Raw genomic sequence first — 21023 nt, forward strand, 5'->3', positions numbered from 1 at the left:
GAGCCGATTCCGTCCCTTCTTGCCAGGTTGTCCTGGCGAGTTCGTCACACAGCACTGCGTCACCCATGCAAAGAGATTCCCTGTCCCCAGCGGCGCTGGGGGTGAGCCCCTGGCTGCTCCAAGAAAACCTGGCAACGGCACAAAACGCCGCCCTGCACGAAACCCTGTTCACCATCGGCAACGGCCGCATCGGTTTGCGAGGCGCCCATGAAGAAGGCGCGCTATGGCCCGGTACCACCCAGGATGCGATTTACATCAACGGCTTTTACGACGCCGAGCCGATCCACTACCCAGAAAATTCCTACGGGCTGGCGCGCCACAACCAGTTCATGGTGAGTGTGCCCAACGGCAAGACCGTGCAATGGTCCGTGGATGGCGAGGCCTTCGATCCCAAGACCGGCAGCATCGAAAACTACCAACGCACGCTCGACTTCACGACCGGTGTGCTCACGCGCAGTTTCGTCTGGTGCTCGCCGCAGGGCCGCCGTGTGCGGGTGACCAGCCAACGTCTGGCGAGCTTCGAGCGCCAATACGTTTATGCGCTGCGTTACACGCTAGAGCCTTTGGAGGCCTCTGCCAACATCGTCGTTGAGTCGCAAATCGACGCACGCCAAGGCGCGCTAGCGGAGAGTTTTGATCCACGTGTAGGCTCGTCCAGTGCGGCCAATGCATTGGAGCTGAAGAACCTGCGTCGCACCGAGGCTGGATTTGCGCTGACGCATCGCACCAAACACAGTGGGCTGGAGGTCGTCAGTGCCGCTGAAGCTGTGGTCCGTGTTGGCGATCAGGTGATCTCCGGCATTGACATCGGAAGCGACCATTGCCCCGGCAAACGCTACACAGCCGAAGTTCCTGCAGGCTCCGCACTCGTGCTGGTGAAGTACTGCTCGCTCGTCACCTCGCGCGACTTCGCCGGTGAAGCCTTGGCTGCCGAAGCAGAACGCCAAGTAGCCCAGGCACGCCAAATCGGCTTTGACCAACTGCGCGCAGAGCAACACCTCTACCTGGCCAAGTTCTGGCAAGACGCTGATGTAGAGATTGAAGGCGATCCGGCGCTACAACAGGGCATCCGCTTCAACCTGCTGCAACTGCTGCAGTCGGTAGGACGCGATGGCCGCACCAACATTGCCGCCAAGGGTGTGAGCGGCAGCGGCTACGACGGTCACTACTTCTGGGACACCGAAATCTACGTGTTTCCCGTGATGCTCTACACGCGGCCCGACATCGCGCGCAAGCTGCTGGAGTTTCGCTACAACACCCTCGATGCGGCCCGTGCCCGCGCCCGTGAACTGGCCCACGACAAAGGCGCACTGTTTCCCTGGCGCACGATTGCAGGCGAAGAATGCTCATCTTACTTTCCAGCGGGCACAGCGCAGTTTCACATCAACGCCGACATTGCCTATGCCGTCAAACGCTACTGGGAGGCTACCGGCGACGATGAGTTCATCGCGCACCATGGCGCGGAGTTGGTGTTTGAAACCGTACGCCTGTGGTTGGGCCAAGGACATTTTGAAAACGGCAACTTCGCCAACAGCGCCACGCGTCGTTTCTGCATCCATACCGTCACCGGCCCGGACGAATACACCGCACTCGTCAATAACAACCTCTACACCAATGCCATGGCGCAGATGCACTTGCGCCTGGCAACACGTATCACAACATGGCTGCAAGCGCACCGGCCACAGGCGTTTCAGCAAGTAGCGTCCAAGATTGGTTTGACCGCTCAGGAACAAAGCCGATGGGCGGAAGCCGCCGAGGCCATGTACATCCCGTTTGACGAGGCACGCGGTATTCACCCGCAGGACGACAGCTTCTTGTCCAAGCCGCGTTGGGAAGCGGCGGATGTGGATCCGGCCAAGAGTCCGCTGCTGTTGCACTACCACTCACTGGTAATTTACCGCCACCAAATCTGCAAGCAAGCTGACGTGGTGCTCGCCTTGATGTTACTCGGCGAGGAGTTCGACCTGGATGCCAAGCGTCGCGACTTCGACTACTACGAACCGCTAACGACACACGATTCATCACTGTCGCGCTGCATCTTCGGCATCGTGGCCAGCGAAGTGGGCTACCACGACAAGGCCTACCAGTACTTTCTCGAGGGCGCCCGCACCGACCTCGACGACCACCACCACAACACCGCCAACGGCGTACACACCGCCGCCATGGCCGGGAGCTGGCTGGGCGTGGTTGCCGGCTTTGCAGGCCTACGCCAAAACAGCGCACAACCTTCGTTCTCGCCCACGCTGCCTGCGGGCTGGACACGCTACGCCTTCAAGTTGCGCTTGCACCAAGCGCAACTGCAAGTGGTGGTCGAGCGCGACGCATGCACCTACCGGCTTTTGCAAGGCGACAGCCTGAGCTTTGTGCACCAGGGGCAAGCCGTGCAGCTTGACATCAGCCAACCCGAAGTTCGCCTTTCCAGCTCTTCCCGCTCTTGATAGGACTCCACGCAATGACCAGCACCCGCCGCGCCTTCATCTTCGATCTCGATGGTGTGATCACCGACACCGCGCATCTGCATTTCGTCGCCTGGCAGCGTTTGGCGCAAAGCCAGGGTTTGTCATTTGACGAAACCTTCAACGAGAAGCTCAAAGGCGTCTCGCGCATGGACTCGCTGGAGCTCATCCTTGCGCAATCCAGCCGCAGCTATACGCAAGAGCAAAAACTCGCGCTGGCCAACAACAAGAACGACTTCTATGTCGGTTTGATCGACGGCATTACCCCAGCCGACTTGTTGCCCGGCGCGTTGGACACGCTCAAACGGGTGCGCGAAGCCGGTTGCTTTGTCGGCTTGGCCTCTGCCAGCAAAAACGCACTTAGCGTGCTGGGTCGGCTCGGCATTACCAACATGTTCGACCACGTGGTCGACGCCAACACCGTCGTCCATGGCAAGCCGCATCCCGAAGTCTTTTTGCGTGCAGCATCGGCACTCAACTGCCAACCCGCCGATTGCATCGGGGTCGAAGACGCCATTGCAGGTGTCCAGGCCATCAAAGCCGCCGGCATGTACGCCATCGGTGTGGGCAGCCCCACCGAGCTGCACGAGGCCGACCACGTGCTGCCCAACCTCAAAGATTTTCGACCCGAGTATTTCCTCCACCAGGTGTGATGGCACTCCGCCGGGTTACCGCTCGGCGGCGTCTGCAGCGTGCCATCCCCACAGCTTGCAGCAGCCCAAACAACACCAGCGCCAACCCTCTGCGCCACCTCACCCGCCCCGGACCGACTTGCTGAGCCGGGGACGACTTCTTGCTTTACCGCCCCGATAAGAGAGACAACTTCATGAAACGCTACCACCTACGAGCCATCGCCGCAGCCGCGTCCTTACTGGCCATGGGTTCACAAACCTTTGCACAAACCGCCCCTGCTCCAGACGAACGCCAGTCGTCATCCAAGCCATCCGAAGTGCTGGACGACAGCATGACAACGCAAATCGACGCGGCTGTCAAAAAGGCCATGGCATCGACCGGTCTGGAGTTCACGGGCTACATGCGCACCGGCTTTTATGGTGCCAGTGGCAACGGTGCCAAGGGTGGCTACAGCCTGGGCGGCGACCTGCAGAAGTACCGCCTAGGCAATGAAGGCGATAACTACATGGAGTTCGGTATCGGCAAAAAGTGGAGCCTGGGCGAAGGCCTGAAGTGGGGCACCTACTACATGCCCAAGGTATACAACGGCACCTCCGGCACCGCCCAGTTGTACACCGACATCAGCGGCCTGTCGTTCGCCCCTGAGCTGACCTTCTGGGCCGGCCAACGCTTCCACCGCATTGCCGATATCCACATCGTCGACAACTGGCTCGCACAAGACGGCGACAACTACGGCGCGGGTGTGGACGGGTTCAAGATCGGCTCCGGCACGTTGAACATTTCTGCCTCTACCGATGGCAACATGGACAACAAGAACACCAGCTTCAACAATGCCAAGCGCGTGAACTTGCAACTGATCAACCTGGAAGTGAATCCAGGCGGCAAACTCAACCTCACGGCGGGCTTTATCAGCGGCGACTTCAACCAAGGCAAAGACGGCTCCGCCTTCGGCTTGGTGCACCAGCAGTCCAACTTCCTGACCACCGGCCTAGACAACACCCTGTTCCTGCAAACCTCCACCGGCCACGCTTCGCTGAGCGGCCAGTTCTTCAACCTGGACACCAGCAGCGCCTCGGCTCTGGGTGGCGCCAAACAAACGCGTATCGCCGATGCCATCAACTGGCAGATTGGCAAGTTTGGCGGCCAAGCCTTGATTGGCTACCAAACACTCAATCCAGACAACGGCGCCAAGATCAAAGACTTTTCTGTGGGCGGTCGCATGAGCTACGGTATTGCGAAGAACACCAAGCTGCTGGCAGAAGTGGGCAGCACCAAACGCGAAGTCGATGGCCAAGCCTCGCAACGCCTGAACAAAGGTACGGTGGCCGTGGCCTTCGCGCCTAACACCAACTTCTGGACACGCCCAGAGTTCCGCCTCTACGCCACACGCGCCAACTGGAACGACGCGGCCGGCATTGCCAACGCCGGCAGTTTTGGTCGCGATGGCAAGGGCGGCAACACCGCCTTCGGTGCCCAAATCGAAGCTTGGTGGTAAGCCCTGCTTGAGCCGTCACACCGCTGGCTTTGGCCACGGTGTGATGACTCTCTCCACCTATTCAAGGCATGCTCGAACGTCTTTGAGATGTCGTTGAATAGCCCGCACAACCCATGACACAAACGCGCCCCCATGCAACGCCTTCCCTTTCATCTGAAACCCCATGCGCGCTGGTTGGCGTTGATATGGGCTGCCACCTGCATGGTGTCCACCCCCGCAGCGTACGCGGGATGGTTGGATGCAATGCTGGGCAATACAACTGCCATGGCCAATAGCGACGAGCCCGCGCGCAAAGTGTGGCCGTTAGGCGAGTTCTCGTTTGTGCGTTTACAACCCACCAAAACCGATGTGGCCGATGCAGCGCCCAACCGACACCCCGCCAAGGTGTCTGAAGCGCTGGTGGAGAAACTGCTGTCGTCGGTGCGCATGCCCAAAGGCAAGGACGGCACCGAGCCGCTGTTCAGCAGTGCCGAGGCTTGGACCTTGGCACCCGCCATCAGCGAAGCCCTGGCTGCGGCTAGCGCTGGCGAAGACGTGTTGGTGCAAAGCTCCGCGCGGCGCGCGGCCAACTCGATTGAAGCACCTACCGTGGCCACTGCGCGCATCTTTGTGACCGCAGAAGGTTTGCAACTGCTGGTGCAAGCCACGCGCTTTGACTATTACGACCGTTGGCGCGGGGCGGCCAAGGTGCCGGACTTTCCGGTGGCGTCACGCAAATCGACCGGCAGCACCGTGCTGCAGAGCCCATTGGCCAAGAGCCGAGCGGCGAGTTGGCTGGTCTTCCCGCTCAGTGCCGATTTAAAAACCGCGACGCTGGCACCGCCGCCAACCAAAGCGGTGATCCAAGCCACTACGCCGATACCCGTGAAGCCACGCGATGCGGCCTTCTTCAACGAACAGGCGCAACGCCTGGATGGCCTCAAAAGCTTGCGCGAGAAAAACCTCATCACCGAAGCCGAATACCAGCAAAAACGCAGCGAAGTCCTGCAAGGCCTGTAGACGCAAGCAAAGCGCGTTCGACGCTCTGCCTGGACGCCAAGGCCTTGAACAAAGCCTTTAAAGCAGGCCTGCGTCCATCATCAACTGCGTAGTCTTGCTGGTGTTGAGCTTGGCCATCTCCACTCGCGGCGCTTGCAGGTCCGCCAGCGGCACTAGGTTGCGGTTGGATGCGGCGCCCACGCCCACGGCGTACTCAAACGAACGCCCGGTACGCAAAATGTCTTGGCCGCCGGGGCCGGTCAGCCATTTGATGAAGGATTGCGCCTGCGCCTGGCGCTTGCTCGACGCCAGAATGCCACCGCCCGACACGCTGACAAACGCGCCCGGGTCTTGGTTGCGGAAGTAGTGCAGGCCCAGCTTGTCGCTGCTGCTGGTCTTCTGCTGCGCGGCGTCACCATAGTAGTAATAGTGGTAGATCAACGCGCCTTCCACCACGCCGTCGTTGGCCGCCTTCATGGCCGCACTGTTGCTGCGGAACACGACCACGTTTTCTTTCAGGCCCTTGAGCCATTCGGCCGTGGCCGCTTCGCCCTTCAATTGCAAAATAGCGCTGACGATGGCCTGGAAGTCGGGCCCCGCCGGTGCGGCACCCCAACGGCCTTTCCACTCAGGTTTGGCCAAGTCCATGATCGACTTCGGCAATCGATCGCGCGAGAGTTTGACCTTGTGGTACACAAACAAAGTGCTGCGGGCGGCAATGCCCGTCCAGTGGCCATTCGCCGGGCGATATTCTGGCGGCACCTGAGCCAGTGTGGCGGGCTCCAGCGGTGCCAACAGGCCCGCGTTGTCCACCAACACCATGCCTGGCGAGTTTTCCGTCAAGAAGATATCTGCGGGAGAACGGTTGCCCTCTTGGACGATCTGGTTGGCGATCTCGGAGTCGCCGCCGTCGCGCACGGTCACTTTGATGCCCGTGGCACGCGTGAAGGCGTCTACCCACGAGGCGGTCAGCGTGGCGTGCTGTGCGTTGTAGATCAACAGGCCATCATCGGATTGCGCACGCGCACCCAACGACGTCAGGCTCAGCCCGCCAAGACCTAAACCCAAAACCACCGACCGACGCGAAGTGCCTGTTTGAGACTGCATTGCTATTCAACCCACATTAAAAATGACCACCCCGCCGCATCACAACAGCGGGCACATGAAAAAAACGAAAACCGATCAAAAGCATCCAGATAAGAATGCTTTTCATTTGGATTATAGAAACCAAATATTGACCCTTGGCCCACCTGCGGTAAGAACCTGCTGACGGTCAGAGGCCTGCACCGCACCAGCCACTACAACAACGGCCGCAATTCGCGGGCCGCCTCTTGCAACAACGGCAGCAACTCGCGCCGCATCACCTCCTGCTGCAGCCGCTGCGGCGAAGTCACCACATTGAGTGCGGCCATGGTGCGGCCCTGTAGGTTGCGCAGCGGCACGGCCAAAGCGTGCACGCCAATTTCGTGCTCTTCGCTGGCCACACAAAAATCATCGGCACGCGCCTGCGCTACGGCGGCGCGAAGTGCCTTGGGCTCAGTCAGCGTGTGCGTGGTGAGCCGGTGGAACTCGCGCCCCTTCATCCACGCCGCAAACTCGGTGCGGTTCAACGAAGCCAGCAGCACCCTGCCGGTGGAAGTGGCAAAAGCCGGTAAACGCGCCCCCAGGTGCAGGCCATAAGCCAGGATGCGCGCACGGCGTCCTTCGGCCCCTACGCCACCAGCCAGTGCGCCCGTGGCCTCCGCGCGGTCGTTGCCGCTGCGCGCCACGATCACCACCTCGTCGCCATCGCGCACCACCACCGAAAATGACTCCTGCGTCTGTGCCGCCAGCCGGTTCAACGTGGGCTGCGACAAACGCGGTAATCGAGCCGACCCAAGGTAACTCCCCGAGAAGCGCAACACCTTGGGTGCCAGCCAGAAGTAACTGCCGTCAGTTTCCAGGTAACCCAGGTGCGCAAGTGTGAGTAGATGGCGGCGCGCGGCCGCACGCGTCAAGCCCGCGCGCTGTGCCGCCAGCGTCGCGTTAAGCCGCTGCCGCTCAGTGTCGAAACTCTCCAACACGGCCATGCCTTTAGCCATGCCTTCAATCAGATCCGCCTTGGCGATGTCCATGCTGCCAACCTTTGCTTGCAATGCCATTTAAATGATTGCGCGATCATCGCACAAGCAATCCGATCATCGCGCAATCGGTTAGACAACTTACTAGCGGCAACTTCATATGCGTTCTAAGCTTTGCGTAGATTTCGACTATCGCCCCTCAAGGAGACAATTCCATGCGCACCCAAGTTGCCATCATTGGCGCCGGCCCTTCCGGTCTGCTGCTCGCCCAACTGTTGTACAAGGCCGGCATCGATGCCGTGGTGGTGGAGCGCCAAAGCCCCGACTATGTGCTGGGCCGCATCCGCGCCGGTGTGCTGGAACAGATCACCATGGACCTGCTAGATGCTGCCGGTGTCGGCCAGCGCATGCACGCAGAAGGCCTGCCGCACCATGGCATTGAGTTGTTGTTCAAGGGCGCGCGCCATCGCATCGACTTGCAAGGCTTGAGTGGCGGCAAACAGGTGATGGTCTACGGCCAGACCGAGGTCACGCGCGACCTGATGCAAGCCCGCGCTGAAGAAGGCCTGACCACCATCTACGAAGCGCGCGACGTGACGCTGCATGACTTTGACAGCGCCCACCCCAAGGTGCGCTACACCAAAGACGGCCAAACACACGAGATCAGCTGCGACTTCATCGCCGGTTGCGACGGCTACCACGGCGTCAGCCGCGCCAGCGTGCCGCAAGAAAAGCTGCACACGTATGAAAAGGTCTACCCCTTCGGTTGGCTCGGCGTGCTGGCCGATGTGCCACCGGTCTCGCACGAGCTGATTTACGCCAACACGCCACGCGGCTTTGCCCTGTGCAGCATGCGCAGCGCCACGCGCAGCCGCTACTACGTGCAGGTGCCGATGGAAGAAAAGGTGGAGAACTGGAGCGACGACGCCTTCTGGAACGAGCTGCGCAGCCGCCTCGACCCCGAAGCCGCCGCCAACCTCGTCACCGGCCCGTCGCTGGAAAAAAGCATTGCCCCGCTGCGCAGCTTTGTGGCCGAGCCCATGCGCTTCGGCCGCCTGTTCCTGGCGGGCGACGCGGCCCACATCGTGCCGCCCACCGGTGCCAAGGGCTTGAACCTGGCGGCTAGCGATGTGGGCTACCTGTCGAGCGCACTCACCGAGTTCTACCGCGAAAAGTCCGACGTGGGCATCGACACCTACTCCGACCGCTGCCTGCGCCGCGTGTGGAAGGCCGAGCGCTTCTCGTGGTGGTTCACCTCGCTGATGCACCGCTTCCCTGAGACCGGCGAGTTCGGCCAGAAGATCCAGGAAGCCGAGTTGGACTACCTGGTGCAGTCACACGCAGCATCGACCTCGTTGGCCGAAAACTACGTGGGCTTGCCGCTGGTTTAAGGCTACCGCTGCACCGCAAGCCGCGTGCTATCGTGCTCCAACCCTTTACTTGGAGCACGTATGAAGTTTTTGCACCTGTTGGCCGCCGCTACCCTGACCTGCGCGGCCTCGGCTACCTTCGCCCAAGCCAAACTCGACGCGCCATGCCAGGCCAAGTTTGATGCCATCGGCGCCGAGATCGATGCCGCCAAGGCCGGTGGCCACAAGCAGAAAGTGCGCGGGCTGGAGCGTGCGCAGAAAGAGGTCAGCAGCGGCTGCACCGAAGCCAAACTGCAGTCGACCCACGACGGCAAAGTGCGCGGCCAAGAGAAGAAAGTGGCCGAGCGTGAACGCGATCTCGAAAAAGCCAAGAGCCAAAGCAGCGCCAGCAAAGTGGCCAGCCGCCAGAAGAAGCTGGACGAAGAAAAAGCCGAGCTGCAACGCTTGAAAGACGCGCCGCTTTAATGCGCAGTCTTACCTTCTGCTTTTAGTCGAGAAAGCGCGCGCTGTAATTCACCGGCGGCATCAAGCACAACTCTGAGCGGCCAAACCAGCGATAGCGGTTGCGCGCCAACCACCGGTACAAGCTGTCGCGCAGCGGCGAGGGCACCAGCCAGCCCACCCAAGCCAAACGCCAGGGCCAACCCAAGGCATGCAGCAGCCGCAAGATGGCTGCTGTGTGCTGCCAACTGCGCACGGCGGCAGCACTAGTCGAGTCGTCCACCAGCAGCAGCGTCTGCAACCCATCGACCCGCAAGCCCGCCTGCGCCAGCAGCCGTTGGCCCACAGCGCCTTGCATCGAGGCAAATCGAATCACGCCTTTCTTGTCGTGGCGCAACAGAAACTGCACCCAGCCGTTACACAACAAACACTGGGCATCAAACACAACGATCACGTGGCCGCCTGCAGATTCAGATGCCCCTTATAGAGGGCCACAACCCCCACCCAAGGCAGCGCAGCTTGCACATGAAAATGCAGTTGGTCATCGACGCCCGACTCCCGCGCAATCAACCTCGGGCGCAGCCAGGCCGGGCAAGGAATGCCGCAGAAATGCATGCGTTGCAGCCGCATCTCCAAATGGCCGCCATCTAATAGCAGCAGAAACGTCAACCGCGCGGCGCCCAAGGACGCCACCACATGACCAGCGTGCAAGCGCATCTGCGAGGTCATGCTTTGGCTGGGGAAGTGGCGTGTCCAAGTCTCCACGTCTGAGCGCGCATCCAACTCGAACCGGATAGCCCCACGGCTGGCCGCCTGCGGCGTGCCCGTGCACCACGCCAGAAACTTGGCGGGCCACGAATCCGGCGCGGCGGTCTCTACCCAACCATGCAGCGTGTGCCGCCCGTTCAGGCGGTGAAACCGCTGCGCAGCGGCGGGCAACTGGTCAAACACGGGCCCCATGGCTTTTTGAACCATGGAGAGGTTTTGATTCTTTTGCATGCGCCGAGTTTAAGCAGCAGCACGCACGGCACACCCCACACGACCGGCCCAATATTTGCTTAGTGGGTTCCTTTTACGGCTTTGCCCCACTCGCCCCGGTCATCTCCAGAGGAACCCCATGAACACCTTTCGCTCCACGCGCCGCGGCGCGCTGCAATTTCTGAGTGCCAGCGCCGCCCTGGCCGCCCTGCCCGCCTTTGCGCAGTGGCCCGACAAGCCAATCAAAATCATCGTGACCTTTCCGCCGGGTGGCTCCAGCGATGTGCTGGCACGCTTGATGGCCGAGCAACTGAGCACCAAGCTGGGCCAGGCCGTGGTGGTGGACAACAAACCGGGTGGCGGCGGCACCATCGGCGGCACACAGGTGGCGGGCTCTGCGGCCGACGGCTACACGCTGATGCTGTCGAACACCACGCCGATTGCGCTGGGGCCTTTCACACTCGACAAGCTGCCCTACGACCCCGTCACGGCCTTTACCCACGTGGCCTATCTGGGCGCCGCACCGCTGGTGATCATGGCCAGTAAGCCGTCGGGCCTCAAAACCTATGCCGACTTTGAAGCCCAGGCGCGCAAAGACGGCAGCATCAACTTCGGCTCGGGCGGCCCGGGTTCCATCGGCCACATCCACGGCGAACTGCTGAAAAAGCAAACAGGCATCAACATGGTGCATGTGCCCTACCGTGGCGGCGCCCCTATGACCACCGACCTGATTGCCAACACCATTCCGGTTGGCATTGATGTGATTACGTCGTATGTGACCTTCTTCAAGGCCGGCCAACTGGTGCCGCTGGCCGTCACCAGCACCCAGCGCTCGCCGTTGATGGCCGATGTGCCGACCATTGCCGAACTCGGCCAACCCAAACTGGTGCTGGAAAACTTCTTCGGCCTGTCTGGCCCCGCCAAAATGCCCGCCGACGTCATCGCGCGACTCAACACCGCCTGCAACGAAGTGCTGGTGATGCCCGAGATCCAGAAGAAGCTGACCGAACTGGGCATCGTTGCCAAGCCCGAGACCGTGGCCATGTTCAACGGCTTCGTCAAAGACCAGGTGAACGTGCTCGGGCCGACGGTCAAGGGCGCGGGCATCAAGCTTTAAGCTTGTATTGCAGAATCCCTCACCATGCGCACCTCATCTGCCAACCTGTTCCGCCTGCGGTTCATCCTGAACACGTTTTACTCGGGCCCGCAGGCCTGGTTCTTCTTGGCCGATGACCGAGGCTACTTTCGCGACGAAGGCCTGGCCATCGACTTCACCGAAGGCGACACCCTGGCCAACGCCGTGCCCAAGCTGGCTGATGGCTTGTTTGACGCCGGTTATGGCGACATGAACGCCTTGGTCGAGTGGGCCACCGCCCGCCCGGAAGACGCGCCCATAAGCGTCTACGCCATGCACAACCGCTCGCCCTACACCATCGCCGTGCCGGCCCTGGGCCCGGTGCGCTCGCCCAAGGACCTGGTGGGCCGCACGCTGGTCACCCACCCGAACGACGCCGCCTGGCGCATGTTCCCCGAGTTCTGCATGGCCTGCGGCATCGACCCCGCCAGTGTGAAGATCGAAGTCTCTGGCCTGCCGCACCGCGAACTGGTGGCGCTGATGCTGCAAGGCCAGTGGGATGGGCTGTTCGGCTTTGTGAACACCATCAACGCGCAGTCGATCGAGGCTGGCATCGAGCCCACCACCGCCCTGCGCCACTTTGAATGGCGCCACCACGTTCCCTCGCTTTACGGCGCGGCGTTGATGGTGACCCCTGCCTTGCGGCGCGACCACCCCGGCGTGGTGGCGGGCCTGGTGCGCGCGGTCAACCGTGGCGTGGCCGACACCGTGGCCGATGTGGATGCGGCCATTGAAGCCGTGGCCTTGCGCAACCCGGCCATCGACCGCGTGGCCAACCGCGCCCGCCTGGCCGGCACACTGGCGCTGGAGATGGCGCACAGCGAAGGCGCCACGCTGGGCATCGGCGCAACCGACCCCGCACGCCTGGCGCAAACCATATCGCTGATGCACAAGGCCAAACGGTTGGCCCATGCACCAGCGCCAGAACGTTTGTTCGACGGACGCTTTCTGCCACCCGTGGAGCAACGGGTACGTTCGCTCGCATCCGAAAACTAACGATCGGTAACCCGCATGGCGGGTACTTGCCGAGTAAAGTGGCCCACATCTTGTGAGTCCACGGAGCCCTTCCCCATGAACGTTCTGATCTTCGGCGCCACCGGCATGCTGGGCCAAGCCGTGTTGCGCGAGTGTTTGCTCGACCCCGCTGTTGCGCTGGTCAAAACCGTGGGCCGCACCCCCACGGCAGACCAGCACCCCAAGCTGCAGCAACTGCGCCACGCCGATCTGTGGCACTACGAAAGCATCGAGGCCGAGTTGACACCTTTCGACGCCTGCTTTTTCTGCCTGGGGGTCTCCGCCGCCGGCATGACCGAGGCCGATTACAGCCACACCACCTACGACATGACACTCGCCGCCGCCAACACTCTGGCGCGCTTGAATCCGCAAATGACGTTTGTCTACGTCTCCGGCGCGGGCTGCGACAGCACAGAGAAAGGCCCGGTGATGTGGGCCCGCGTCAAAGGCAGAACCGAAAACGCCTTGCTGGCCCTGCCCTTCAAGGCCGCCTACATGTTTCGCCCTGGCGCCATCCAGCCGCTGCACGGCGTCAAGTCCAAAACCACGGCGTACCGCGTGTTGTACTCGGCCACCAAACCCTTGTGGCCGTTGTTGCGGCGCTGGTTTCCCAACCAGGTGCTGACCAGCGAACAGATTGGCCTGGCGATGCTCAAGGTGGCGAAACAAGGCGCGCCTAAGCAACTACTGGAGAGCGCTGACTTGAATGCACTGTAGGGTTTAGCTTTCTCCGGACGATTTTGATAAGCAAACGGTGGATCAGCGCAACGAACGGCACGTAAGTTGCTGCGACCGTTGTGCCCGCATGCCGCAACATGCGGTGGGCCATTTACCGTTGTCCTCCCTTCGCTTCTAACTTTTTCAAAGTCTTCCAATGCACAAAAACCTCGCGCTCTCCGTCATTCTGGCTACGTTGGTTCTGGCCGCTTGCGGCAAAAAGGAAGAAGCTCCCGCAGCGGCGCCCGCCCCTGCACCGGTGGCAACACCCGCTGCTGAAGCGGCCAGTGCCCCAGCCACACCAGCGCCAGCGGCCGCTGCAGACAACACAGCCCCACCCGCAGGCGACGCCGTTGCCGCAGCATTGGCGGCCGCCGCAGCAGCCAACGCCACGGCCGCCAGCGCAGCGAAGTAAAAGCACTCTTTAAAGCCAGGGCGCAAGGCCTTGGCCCAGGCAGCGCATACACATGTACATGCGCTGCAATACGCTGCGATACCCCACGCTGCGCAGCCTGGGTGTCATCAACACGCAGAACGCCATCTCGGGATGGTTTGTCCCCTCGGCATGTCACAACGCTGACTTGCATGCTCCGTACGCTGCCCCTCGGCCATGCGTACACACGCAGGAGCCTTCAAACCAATACAACACTTCAAGTCCGAGGGAATCATGTTTAAGCTGCGTCTTTGCGCCCGCGCGCTCCTGTTCTCTGCCACGCTGGCGGTAACGGCCATCACGGCCCACGCCACCCCCACCTGGCAACTCGCCGACACCCAGCAGTTCTATGCCAACGACCCCGCCAAGTCGGGCATCTACCGCTCGCAAGGCATAGCCACCGATGGCAACCAGTGGTTCTTTTCATGGCAATACGGTCTGGAGCGCGCCGACCAGAGCTTCACCTCGGTACAGCGCAATTCGACCTTCACGCCGCCCGGCGCCGTCACGCCCGGCATTCCCCTGAACCTGCTGGCACAAGGGCTCAACCACATTGGTGACATCGACTACTACAACGGCAAGTTGTACGTGTCGCTCGACAGCACCTCGGGCTACACCAAGCCGCACATCGCCATCTTCAACGCGGCTGACCTGAGCTACACCGGCGTGTCGTACGAAATCACTGGCTCGCCCGCCAACCCGAAGAAAGACGTGGCCAGCTGGTTTGCAGTGGACGCCGCGCGCGGCCTGGGCTACGGCAAGGAATACCAGAACGGCAACACGCTCAACGTCTACAACCTGGACGACTGGAGCTTTCTGCGCACCATCACGCTCGACACCAACACCAAGAGCATCCAGGGTGCCAAGGTGTACGGCGACTGGCTCTACATGACCTCGGACAACGATGCGCAATCGGTCTACCGCGCCAACCTGCTCACCGGCGCGGTCGAAGAAATCTTCCAGTTGCCCAAGCCCGATGGCGACCGCGAAGTCGAAGGCATTGCGCTGCTGGACAACGGCAAGGGCGGCGTAGACCTCTACATCGAACTCATCGTCGATCCGGCACGTTCGGGCCAGAACCCAACCAACGACTTGCTGCGCGTGGACCTGTACCACTATGCCCAAGTGCTCACCGTACCCGAGCCACAAACCTGGGCGCTGATGATCCTGGCACTGGGTTTGATGGGCTTCGCCCGCACACGGCAAAAACGCCGCTAAGCCCGCGTAAACCACAGGGCTGGGAAGCCCTGTGCGCTTGCAGAATAGGGGCCACTAGCACCTGAAGAAAAGCCATTGCGCATGCCCAAGTCTGCAAGCACCGAACGCCCAAAGCCCGCCAAACTGACTAAGCCGATCAAGCCACTAAAGGGCATTCGCATCCTGAGCCTGGCGCTCAACCTGCCCGGCCCGGCCGCCTTGCTACGTTGCCGGGCCATGGGCGCCACCTGCATGAAGATCGAGCCTCCTGGGCCTTCAGGGGCCCAGGCCAGCGGCGATCCCATGGCCCACTACAACCCGGCGGTCTACGCCACTTTGCACAAGGGCATTCGTGTGCAAAGCGCCAACCTCAAAACCCCCGAGGGGCAAAAAGCGCTGCACCGCGCGCTGGCCAAAACCGACGTGCTGCTGACCTCTTTTCGCCCGTCTGCCTTGCCCAAGCTTGGGCTCGACTGGCGTACGCTGCACAAGCAGTACCCAGCGTTGTCGCAAGTCTCCATCGTCGGCGCCTTGGGTGCACGCGCCGAAGAGCCAGGCCACGACCTCACCTACCAAGCCGAGCACGGTCTGCTGCCCGGACTGGACCTGCCCGCTTCGCTGTTTGCCGACATGGGCGGCGCGCTGCAAGCCACAGAGGCCGTCTTGCAACTGGCGCTGCTGCGCCACACCGGTGCACCCGGCGCCTATCTGGAAGTCGCGCTGGCCGATGCGGCCGCCTACCTGGCGCTACCGCGCCAATGGGGGCTGACCGCGCCGGGCGCCCTGCTCGGCGGCCAACATGCGGGCTACCGCATCTACCCGTGCAAAGGTGGCCGAGTGGCCGTGGCCGCGCTGGAGCCACACTTCGCGGCGGCGTTATGCGGCGTCGCCGGCTTGGCGGCCAACAGCGACATGCTGGCCCCGACCACATACCAGGCCATTGCGGCGTTTCTGGCAGGCAAGACCGGGCAGCAGCTAGAGCACATCGCCACGCAAAACGATGTGCCGCTGCACACACTGCCAAAGTAAAAGCTAAGCGAAGTCGGGCAGCGCCTCAGCGCAAGTCACGCGGTTACGGCCCGATTGTTTGGCCTGGTACAACGCCCCATCGGCACGCGCCACCAGGCTGGCCACGTCATCATCATCACGCGCCACAGCCACGCCGGCGGAGATGGTCACCGTCATGATGACCTCTTGCGTGGTGCGGTTGCGGATCTTCATGGCCTTGGTGCGTTCGCGCACCTTCTCGGCCAGTTGCAGGCTTTCTTCGAGCGAAGTGCGCGGCAGCAAAATCGCGAACTCTTCACCGCCGTAGCGCGCCACGGCATGCGACTTGTGCGTGACCGAGGTGCGCAGAATCTCACCCAGCAACTCGATCACCTTGTCGCCCATCACGTGGCCATGGGTGTCGTTGACCTTCTTGAAGTGGTCGATGTCGAGCATCACCAGGCAGTTCGGTGGCGACTCTTCCACTGCGGGCTGCAGCAGGTCCTGCACCTTGGACTCGAAGCCCTTGCGGTTCAAGGTGCCGGTCAGGGTGTCGACCAAAGATTCATCGCGCACCCGGGTCAGCTCGCCCTGCAGCCGCTCAATCTCGCGCTGGCTTGCGGCCACGCGCTGCTGCAAAGCTTCGGCGGAGCTTTTCATCTCGGCCGTGCCCTGCAGCGCCTCGGACAACCAAGGCCCCAATGCGGGGGCATCGCTGTCCTGCAAAGCCCGCGTCAGGTTGAACAGTTGCGCGCCAAAGGCGCCCGCCTGCGCACCGGTGTTCGAGGCCGACTCGGCCATGCCATGCATGGTGCGTTTGAAGTCGTTGCCAATACGCTCCATGGTGGCCACGTCGATGCTGGCAATGTGCTCGCGGTACAGCCGCTCGATGGTCGCGTCGCCAAACCGTGGCTCCTCCACGAGGCGGCGCGCAATGGCTTCGTTGAGCCGTAGATTCAGGCCCGCCGCATATTCATACCAGACCGTAAAACTCAGAGGGTTCAGCGCCGCATCATGGTGGCCCATGTGGCCAATGGCGGCGCGCAGCAGTTCGGCGCTGCGTTCTCTGGATTCTTTGTAGTGCATTGTTCTAGTCCATCAAATTGACGACAAACCTGCGGCCCGGAAGATCGGGCGAGCGCGAGTCTATCGTCGCAATGAACGAATGCCTACCACTTCGAGGTGACAACCACATGCAGGCCACGGGGATGTGGCATTGAAGCCACGAAACCCATGTGCACACACATATCCTTATGAGAAGTCCACGCTTCGGGGCACCTCGAACATGGTGCGTTTGGTGTTGGTGAAGTGCGGCCGCGCCACATCGCTCCATGCGGTGGCGCGCACCGCCAGCCAGGGCGCCGAGCCCAGCGCCTCGGCATGGGTGAGGTCGTAACACGCCAGCGACAACGGGCCGTGGCCGTGGTTCAAGAATCGCGAGGCGCGAATGCAGCCGGGCACGGCAGCCAGGCCGGGCATGTGCTCGGTGTCGTACCAGCGGGTGATCTCGGGCATCCAACCGTCTTCGGGGTCCATCTCCACCACGTAATGGAAGCGTGGCTCGGCGCCGTGCGAAACGCCGGATATGTCGAACACCTGCTCCAGCCGCGAGGCGCAGGCATCCAGTGCCCAGGGGCAGTGTGTCGTGAATGCGGCCACGCTGACCGCTGCAGACGCCACGTACACATAGATTTCATGCAGCGTGGGCGACCAAGCCAGGCGGCGCAGCGGCAGTTGGCCTGCGGCGCAGAAAGCCAGCACGTCGGCCTCTACCACCGCCACATTCACAGACGCGGGCACCCGTGCCTGCAGCAACTGCAATTCAGTAAGGCTTGCCATGCTCAATGCCCAATCTGCAGCGCCACCAGCAGGCGCGACACCATGTTGTAGGCGGCTACGGTGGCGGTCAGGTCGAGCAGTGCCTGGTCGTCAAAGCTCGCCCGCACGCGGGCAAACAAGGCCTCGGGCACGGTGATGTCGCGTGTCATGGCGTCGGCGTATTCGAGCACCAGGCGCTCAATGTCTGCCAGATCTGGCGCCGTCTGTGGTGATGGCGCGCGTGTGGCCTCGATGGTGGCCGGCAACACACCAGCGGCCAGCGCATGCGGCACGTGGGCATCGAATTCATACGGCGCGCGGTTGAGCACGGCCACGCGCAGGATCACCAGTTCGCGCAGGCTGGCCGGCAAGCTGTTGTGGTTGCGCACGGCCGAGAGCATTTGCTCCCAGCCGTGGGCCACCGGCGGGCTGTTCAGCAGCACCTGGTACAGCGGCGAAATGCGGCCACGTGCGGCCAGGATTTGCGCCTCTTGGGCAGCCAGTTCCGGGCGGGTTCCCGGCGTGATGGGGTTTAAACGCATGGGATGAAAAAGCCTCAATCAGGTTTGATGTTTTTGCTGCGCACCACGGCCGACCACTTGGCGCTGTCGGCGGCCAGCAGTTTGGCCAGGTCGGCGGGCGACGACGGCGCGGGCTCGGCGCCCGAAGCCATCAGCTTGCTCTTCACCGATTCGTTGTCCAGTGTGCGGCGCACGGCTTGGTTCATGGCCTCAACAGCAGCGGGTGGTGTGCCTTTGGCGGCAAACAAGGCGTACCAGTTGTCCGAGTCCACCCCGGGCACGCCCATCTCGGCGAAAGTCTTCACATCTGGCAGCAGCGGGTGGCGCTTGGTGGCGGCGATGCCAATCGGTTTGAGCTTGCCGCCTTTGATGAAGCCGATCAGCCCTGGGATGTCGCCAAAGAAGCCGTTCACGTGGCCGGCCATCACGTCGTTGATGGCCGGTGCCGCGCCTTTGTAGGGCACGTGCATCAGCGGCACCTTGGCGGCGTCGGACAGTTGCTCCATTGCCAGGTGCGGCACGCTGCCGGTGCCGGATGAGGCCAGGGTCAAGGGCTGCTCACTCTTGCGCGCGGCGGCCACAAACTCGGCGCCGGTGTTGTAGGGCGCGCTTGCGGGCACCACCAGCACTTCGACATTGCGCACCGCCAGCGACACCGGCGTGAGGTCGCGCACCGGGTCGTAGGGCAGCTTGTCGTACAGCGACGGGTTGATGGCCACCGCCCCCACACTGGTGAGCCACAGCGTGTGTGCATCGGGCGCGGCGCGCGACACGTATTCGGCCGCGATGGCGCCGTTGGCCCCGGCCTTGTTCTCGATGATCACCTGCTGGCCGCCCAGCTCTTTACCCAACTGATCGGCCATGGCGCGGGCCACAAAGTCCACCGGGCCGCCGGGTGGGAAGGCGACGACGATGCGGGTGATCTTGTCTTGCGCGAAGGCGCCCGGCGCGGCCAGCAGGGTGACCGCTGCGAGGGCGGCCAAGCGCAGCGTCCAGCGGCGAGAGGTAAGTCGACGCGTTGAAGGTTTGAACATGGTTTTGTCTCCTGTTGAATATTTTTTAGTCGCAGCGCACCGACATGCCGCCATCGACCACGATCTCCGTGCCCGTAACGAAGCGCGCCTCGTCGGACGCGAGGTACAGCGCCGCCGCAGCGGTGTCGCGCCCATCGCCCATGAAGGGCAGCGGAATGCGCGCCTGGCGCTGGGCCAGCAGCGTTTGCACATCACCACCGGCGCGTTGGCCGGCCAGCCGCGTCTCCACCATGGGCGTGTGCAATTGGCCCGGCACCACGGTGTTCACGCGCACGCCCCGGTCGGCATACTGCACGGCCAGCACGCGGCTGAACTGGATCACCGCCGCCTTGGTCGCCGCGTAGGCGATCTGCGCCGAGCCGGTCCAGCGCAGGCCCGAGGTGCTGGAGAGGTTGACGATGGCCCCGCCGCCCTGCGCCACCATGTGCGGCAGCACGTGTTTGCAGGTGAGGAACACACTCTTCAGGTTGTGGTCGATTTGCGTGTCCCACACCTCTTCGCTCATTTCTTCGGGGCCCCCCTTGGCCGAGCCGCCCACGTTGTTGACCAGGATGTCGATGCGGCCAAACCGTGCCATGCATTGCGCCAACACCTCGGCCACGGCCTCGCTGCTGGTCACATCACAAGCCGTGCCTTCAAACTCGCCGTGGGCCGCGACGATGCGCGCCCGGGTTTCATCCATGGCCTGCACCGCGCGGTCTACACCAAACACGCGCGCGCCCTCTTGCGCAAAACGCACGGCGATGGCGCGGCCATTACCCCAGCCGGGGCCCACAGAACCGGCACCGGTGACCAGCACCACTTTGCCTTCAAGGCGGCGCGCGTTGGGTTGAAAAGCTTGCAAAGATTCGGTCATGGCACTCATCGCACTCAGCTAGGGAAACGGTAAAACGCCATCGGGTTGTCCACCAGCAGTTGCTGGCGTGTGGCGGCATCGGGCGCAATGTCGGCCAGCAGGTCGACCAGCACACCGTCGTCTGGAATGTGGTGGTGGTTGGGGTGCGGCCAGTCGCTGCCCCAGAAGCAGCGCTCGGGCGCGTCTTGCACCAGCAGCCGCGCCAGCGCCACACCTTGTGCATAGCTTTGCAGGCCTGAGGCAATGCGGTCCACGCCGCTGACCTTCATGCGAAACAACGGGTTTTGCAGCAAGCGGCGCAGCGCCACAAAGTCGGCATGGTCCGGGCCGAGGGCGGCATCCACACGCCCCATGTGGTCAATCACCACCGGCACCGCGCTGCGCGCCAGGCGCTCACCCAGCACGTGCACCAGCGCGCTTTCAAAATGCACTTGCAGATGCATGCCCAGTGGCGCCAGGCGATGACTGAAGGCCACCACCTCGTCAACCCCAGCGCTGGCCACCAGGTGCCGCATGAAGTTGAAGCGCACCCCGCGAAACCCAACTGCGGCCAGGCGCGCCAACTCTGCATCGGAAATGGACAACGGCACCAGCGCCACGCCCAGGTAGCGCCCGCCACCCGCAGCCATCGCATCTTCCACCGCGCGGTTGTCAAAGCCATGCACGGCCGACTGCACGATCACACAGCGGCTGATGCCCAGATACTGGTGCAGCGCAAACAGCTTGTCCTTTGGCGCATCCACAGGCGTGAAGCTACGCGCCTCGGCATATGGAAATCGATCAGCCGGGCCGAACACGTGCACGTGGGCATCACAAGCACCGGGCGGCAACGCCAGATGCGGCTTGGATGGCTTGCTGAGGTAGGTTTGAACGGGTGTCACAGGCATCTTGAGGGGTGTG

22 protein-coding genes are annotated in these 21023 nt (G+C 62.5%); 12 read left to right on the forward strand and 10 right to left on the reverse strand.

The annotated features are described in order from the left end of the window. The first annotated feature begins 65 nt into the window (after positions 1–65). From ACPWMG_RS16025 to ACPWMG_RS16040, 4 genes are all read left to right on the forward strand, one after another. Positions 66–2438: a glycoside hydrolase family 65 protein gene (locus ACPWMG_RS16025; protein ID WP_483300474.1), complete on the forward strand. Its 2373-nt coding sequence runs from the start codon at positions 66–68 to the stop codon at positions 2436–2438. 14 nt (positions 2439–2452) lie between these two features. After that, on the forward strand, positions 2453–3109 hold the full coding sequence (gene pgmB, locus ACPWMG_RS16030) for a beta-phosphoglucomutase (protein ID WP_483300475.1): 657 nt from the start codon (positions 2453–2455) through the stop codon (positions 3107–3109). Between the two features lie 173 nt (positions 3110–3282). Further along, positions 3283–4584: a carbohydrate porin gene (locus ACPWMG_RS16035; protein ID WP_483300476.1), complete on the forward strand. Its 1302-nt coding sequence runs from the start codon at positions 3283–3285 to the stop codon at positions 4582–4584. A 132-nt stretch (positions 4585–4716) separates the two neighbouring features. After that, a complete protein-coding gene (locus ACPWMG_RS16040; RefSeq protein ID WP_483300477.1) occupies positions 4717–5583 on the forward strand; it encodes an SHOCT domain-containing protein in 867 nt (288 codons plus the stop codon). A gap of 57 nt (positions 5584–5640) precedes the next feature. Here ACPWMG_RS16040 and ACPWMG_RS16045 read toward each other — a convergent pair whose 3' ends face one another. Continuing rightward, entirely contained in the window at positions 5641–6669 is a 1029-nt protein-coding gene (locus ACPWMG_RS16045) for an iron ABC transporter substrate-binding protein (protein WP_483300478.1), read from the reverse strand. 191 nt (positions 6670–6860) lie between these two features. Continuing rightward, a complete protein-coding gene (locus ACPWMG_RS16050) occupies positions 6861–7676 on the reverse strand; it encodes an IclR family transcriptional regulator domain-containing protein (protein WP_483305272.1) in 816 nt (271 codons plus the stop codon). Between the two features lie 161 nt (positions 7677–7837). Between ACPWMG_RS16050 and pobA the strand changes: the two genes are divergently transcribed. Together pobA and ACPWMG_RS16060 are read left to right on the forward strand one after the other, a co-directional pair. Further along, positions 7838–9013 (forward strand): 4-hydroxybenzoate 3-monooxygenase, encoded by a 1176-nt coding sequence (gene pobA, locus ACPWMG_RS16055; RefSeq protein ID WP_483300479.1) that lies wholly within the window; start codon positions 7838–7840, stop codon positions 9011–9013. Between the two features lie 60 nt (positions 9014–9073). Continuing rightward, positions 9074–9457 carry a DUF1090 domain-containing protein gene (locus ACPWMG_RS16060; RefSeq protein ID WP_483300480.1) on the forward strand — a complete coding sequence of 128 codons (384 nt, stop codon included), beginning with the start codon at positions 9074–9076 and terminating at the stop codon, positions 9455–9457. Between the two features lie 22 nt (positions 9458–9479). Here the strand turns inward: ACPWMG_RS16060 and ACPWMG_RS16065 are convergent, their stop codons facing one another. Both ACPWMG_RS16065 and ACPWMG_RS16070 read right to left on the reverse strand, forming a co-directional pair. Next, entirely contained in the window at positions 9480–9887 is a 408-nt protein-coding gene (locus ACPWMG_RS16065; RefSeq protein ID WP_483300481.1) for a thiol-disulfide oxidoreductase DCC family protein, read from the reverse strand. Then, positions 9884–10432, reverse strand: coding sequence for a DUF4166 domain-containing protein (locus ACPWMG_RS16070; RefSeq protein WP_483300482.1), 549 nt, complete (start codon positions 10430–10432; stop codon positions 9884–9886). Before ACPWMG_RS16070 ends, ACPWMG_RS16065 begins: the two co-directional genes overlap by 4 nt. A gap of 118 nt (positions 10433–10550) precedes the next feature. On the opposite strand from ACPWMG_RS16070, the gene ACPWMG_RS16075 reads away from it, so the two are divergent. From ACPWMG_RS16075 to ACPWMG_RS16100, 6 genes are all read left to right on the forward strand, one after another. Next, entirely contained in the window at positions 10551–11528 is a 978-nt protein-coding gene (locus ACPWMG_RS16075; protein ID WP_483300483.1) for a Bug family tripartite tricarboxylate transporter substrate binding protein, read from the forward strand. Between the two features lie 24 nt (positions 11529–11552). Continuing rightward, a complete protein-coding gene (locus ACPWMG_RS16080) occupies positions 11553–12542 on the forward strand; it encodes an ABC transporter substrate-binding protein (protein WP_483300484.1) in 990 nt (329 codons plus the stop codon). Between the two features lie 75 nt (positions 12543–12617). Next, positions 12618–13277: an NAD-dependent epimerase/dehydratase family protein gene (locus ACPWMG_RS16085; protein ID WP_483300485.1), complete on the forward strand. Its 660-nt coding sequence runs from the start codon at positions 12618–12620 to the stop codon at positions 13275–13277. A gap of 157 nt (positions 13278–13434) precedes the next feature. Further along, positions 13435–13692, forward strand: a complete 258-nt coding sequence (locus tag ACPWMG_RS16090) for a hypothetical protein (protein ID WP_483300486.1) — start codon at positions 13435–13437, stop codon at positions 13690–13692. A 252-nt stretch (positions 13693–13944) separates the two neighbouring features. Further along, positions 13945–14928, forward strand: a complete 984-nt coding sequence (locus ACPWMG_RS16095; protein WP_483300487.1) for a PEP-CTERM sorting domain-containing protein — start codon at positions 13945–13947, stop codon at positions 14926–14928. 81 nt (positions 14929–15009) lie between these two features. Then, positions 15010–15936 carry a CoA transferase gene (locus ACPWMG_RS16100; protein ID WP_483300488.1) on the forward strand — a complete coding sequence of 309 codons (927 nt, stop codon included), beginning with the start codon at positions 15010–15012 and terminating at the stop codon, positions 15934–15936. A gap of 3 nt (positions 15937–15939) precedes the next feature. Here the strand turns inward: ACPWMG_RS16100 and ACPWMG_RS16105 are convergent, their stop codons facing one another. The 6 genes from ACPWMG_RS16105 to ACPWMG_RS16130 all read right to left on the reverse strand — a co-directional run bounded on the left by ACPWMG_RS16105 (position 15940) and on the right by ACPWMG_RS16130 (position 21010). Continuing rightward, a complete protein-coding gene (locus ACPWMG_RS16105) occupies positions 15940–16980 on the reverse strand; it encodes a GGDEF domain-containing protein (RefSeq protein ID WP_483300489.1) in 1041 nt (346 codons plus the stop codon). Between the two features lie 165 nt (positions 16981–17145). Further along, positions 17146–17733, reverse strand: coding sequence for a hypothetical protein (locus tag ACPWMG_RS16110; protein WP_483300490.1), 588 nt, complete (start codon positions 17731–17733; stop codon positions 17146–17148). A gap of 2 nt (positions 17734–17735) precedes the next feature. Then, a complete protein-coding gene (locus tag ACPWMG_RS16115) occupies positions 17736–18254 on the reverse strand; it encodes a carboxymuconolactone decarboxylase family protein (protein WP_483300491.1) in 519 nt (172 codons plus the stop codon). A gap of 14 nt (positions 18255–18268) precedes the next feature. Beyond that, positions 18269–19267: a Bug family tripartite tricarboxylate transporter substrate binding protein gene (locus ACPWMG_RS16120; RefSeq protein WP_483300492.1), complete on the reverse strand. Its 999-nt coding sequence runs from the start codon at positions 19265–19267 to the stop codon at positions 18269–18271. 25 nt (positions 19268–19292) lie between these two features. Next, positions 19293–20123, reverse strand: coding sequence for an SDR family NAD(P)-dependent oxidoreductase (locus ACPWMG_RS16125; RefSeq protein ID WP_483300493.1), 831 nt, complete (start codon positions 20121–20123; stop codon positions 19293–19295). Positions 20124–20137: 14 nt separating this feature from the next. After that, positions 20138–21010, reverse strand: a complete 873-nt coding sequence (locus tag ACPWMG_RS16130) for an amidohydrolase family protein (protein WP_483300494.1) — start codon at positions 21008–21010, stop codon at positions 20138–20140. Positions 21011–21023: the final 13 nt, after the last annotated feature.

This window comes from Hydrophilobacter chitinilyticus (genome assembly GCF_049860745.1).
In the GTDB taxonomy this organism is placed as follows: domain Bacteria; phylum Pseudomonadota; class Gammaproteobacteria; order Burkholderiales; family Burkholderiaceae_C; genus Rhodoferax_B.

What these genes read in the sequence shown, in the direction of transcription:
- ACPWMG_RS16120 (WP_483300492.1), bottom strand. Translation starts at nt 19,267, where the DNA reads ATGTTCAAACCTTCAACGCGTCGACTTACCTCTCGCCGCTGGACGCTG.
- ACPWMG_RS16070 (WP_483300482.1), bottom strand. Translation starts at nt 10,432, where the DNA reads ATGCAAAAGAATCAAAACCTCTCCATGGTTCAAAAAGCCATGGGGCCC.
- ACPWMG_RS16110 (WP_483300490.1), bottom strand. Translation starts at nt 17,733, where the DNA reads ATGGCAAGCCTTACTGAATTGCAGTTGCTGCAGGCACGGGTGCCCGCG.
- ACPWMG_RS16080 (WP_483300484.1), top strand. Translation starts at nt 11,553, where the DNA reads ATGCGCACCTCATCTGCCAACCTGTTCCGCCTGCGGTTCATCCTGAAC.
- ACPWMG_RS16060 (WP_483300480.1), top strand. Translation starts at nt 9,074, where the DNA reads ATGAAGTTTTTGCACCTGTTGGCCGCCGCTACCCTGACCTGCGCGGCC.
- ACPWMG_RS16100 (WP_483300488.1), top strand. Translation starts at nt 15,010, where the DNA reads ATGCCCAAGTCTGCAAGCACCGAACGCCCAAAGCCCGCCAAACTGACT.
- ACPWMG_RS16125 (WP_483300493.1), bottom strand. Translation starts at nt 20,123, where the DNA reads ATGACCGAATCTTTGCAAGCTTTTCAACCCAACGCGCGCCGCCTTGAA.
- ACPWMG_RS16050 (WP_483305272.1), bottom strand. Translation starts at nt 7,676, where the DNA reads ATGGACATCGCCAAGGCGGATCTGATTGAAGGCATGGCTAAAGGCATG.
- ACPWMG_RS16095 (WP_483300487.1), top strand. Translation starts at nt 13,945, where the DNA reads ATGTTTAAGCTGCGTCTTTGCGCCCGCGCGCTCCTGTTCTCTGCCACG.
- ACPWMG_RS16040 (WP_483300477.1), top strand. Translation starts at nt 4,717, where the DNA reads ATGCAACGCCTTCCCTTTCATCTGAAACCCCATGCGCGCTGGTTGGCG.
- ACPWMG_RS16075 (WP_483300483.1), top strand. Translation starts at nt 10,551, where the DNA reads ATGAACACCTTTCGCTCCACGCGCCGCGGCGCGCTGCAATTTCTGAGT.
- ACPWMG_RS16045 (WP_483300478.1), bottom strand. Translation starts at nt 6,669, where the DNA reads ATGCAGTCTCAAACAGGCACTTCGCGTCGGTCGGTGGTTTTGGGTTTA.
- ACPWMG_RS16130 (WP_483300494.1), bottom strand. Translation starts at nt 21,010, where the DNA reads ATGCCTGTGACACCCGTTCAAACCTACCTCAGCAAGCCATCCAAGCCG.
- pgmB (WP_483300475.1), top strand. Translation starts at nt 2,453, where the DNA reads ATGACCAGCACCCGCCGCGCCTTCATCTTCGATCTCGATGGTGTGATC.
- pobA (WP_483300479.1), top strand. Translation starts at nt 7,838, where the DNA reads ATGCGCACCCAAGTTGCCATCATTGGCGCCGGCCCTTCCGGTCTGCTG.
- ACPWMG_RS16035 (WP_483300476.1), top strand. Translation starts at nt 3,283, where the DNA reads ATGAAACGCTACCACCTACGAGCCATCGCCGCAGCCGCGTCCTTACTG.
- ACPWMG_RS16105 (WP_483300489.1), bottom strand. Translation starts at nt 16,980, where the DNA reads ATGCACTACAAAGAATCCAGAGAACGCAGCGCCGAACTGCTGCGCGCC.
- ACPWMG_RS16025 (WP_483300474.1), top strand. Translation starts at nt 66, where the DNA reads ATGCAAAGAGATTCCCTGTCCCCAGCGGCGCTGGGGGTGAGCCCCTGG.
- ACPWMG_RS16090 (WP_483300486.1), top strand. Translation starts at nt 13,435, where the DNA reads ATGCACAAAAACCTCGCGCTCTCCGTCATTCTGGCTACGTTGGTTCTG.
- ACPWMG_RS16115 (WP_483300491.1), bottom strand. Translation starts at nt 18,254, where the DNA reads ATGCGTTTAAACCCCATCACGCCGGGAACCCGCCCGGAACTGGCTGCC.
- ACPWMG_RS16085 (WP_483300485.1), top strand. Translation starts at nt 12,618, where the DNA reads ATGAACGTTCTGATCTTCGGCGCCACCGGCATGCTGGGCCAAGCCGTG.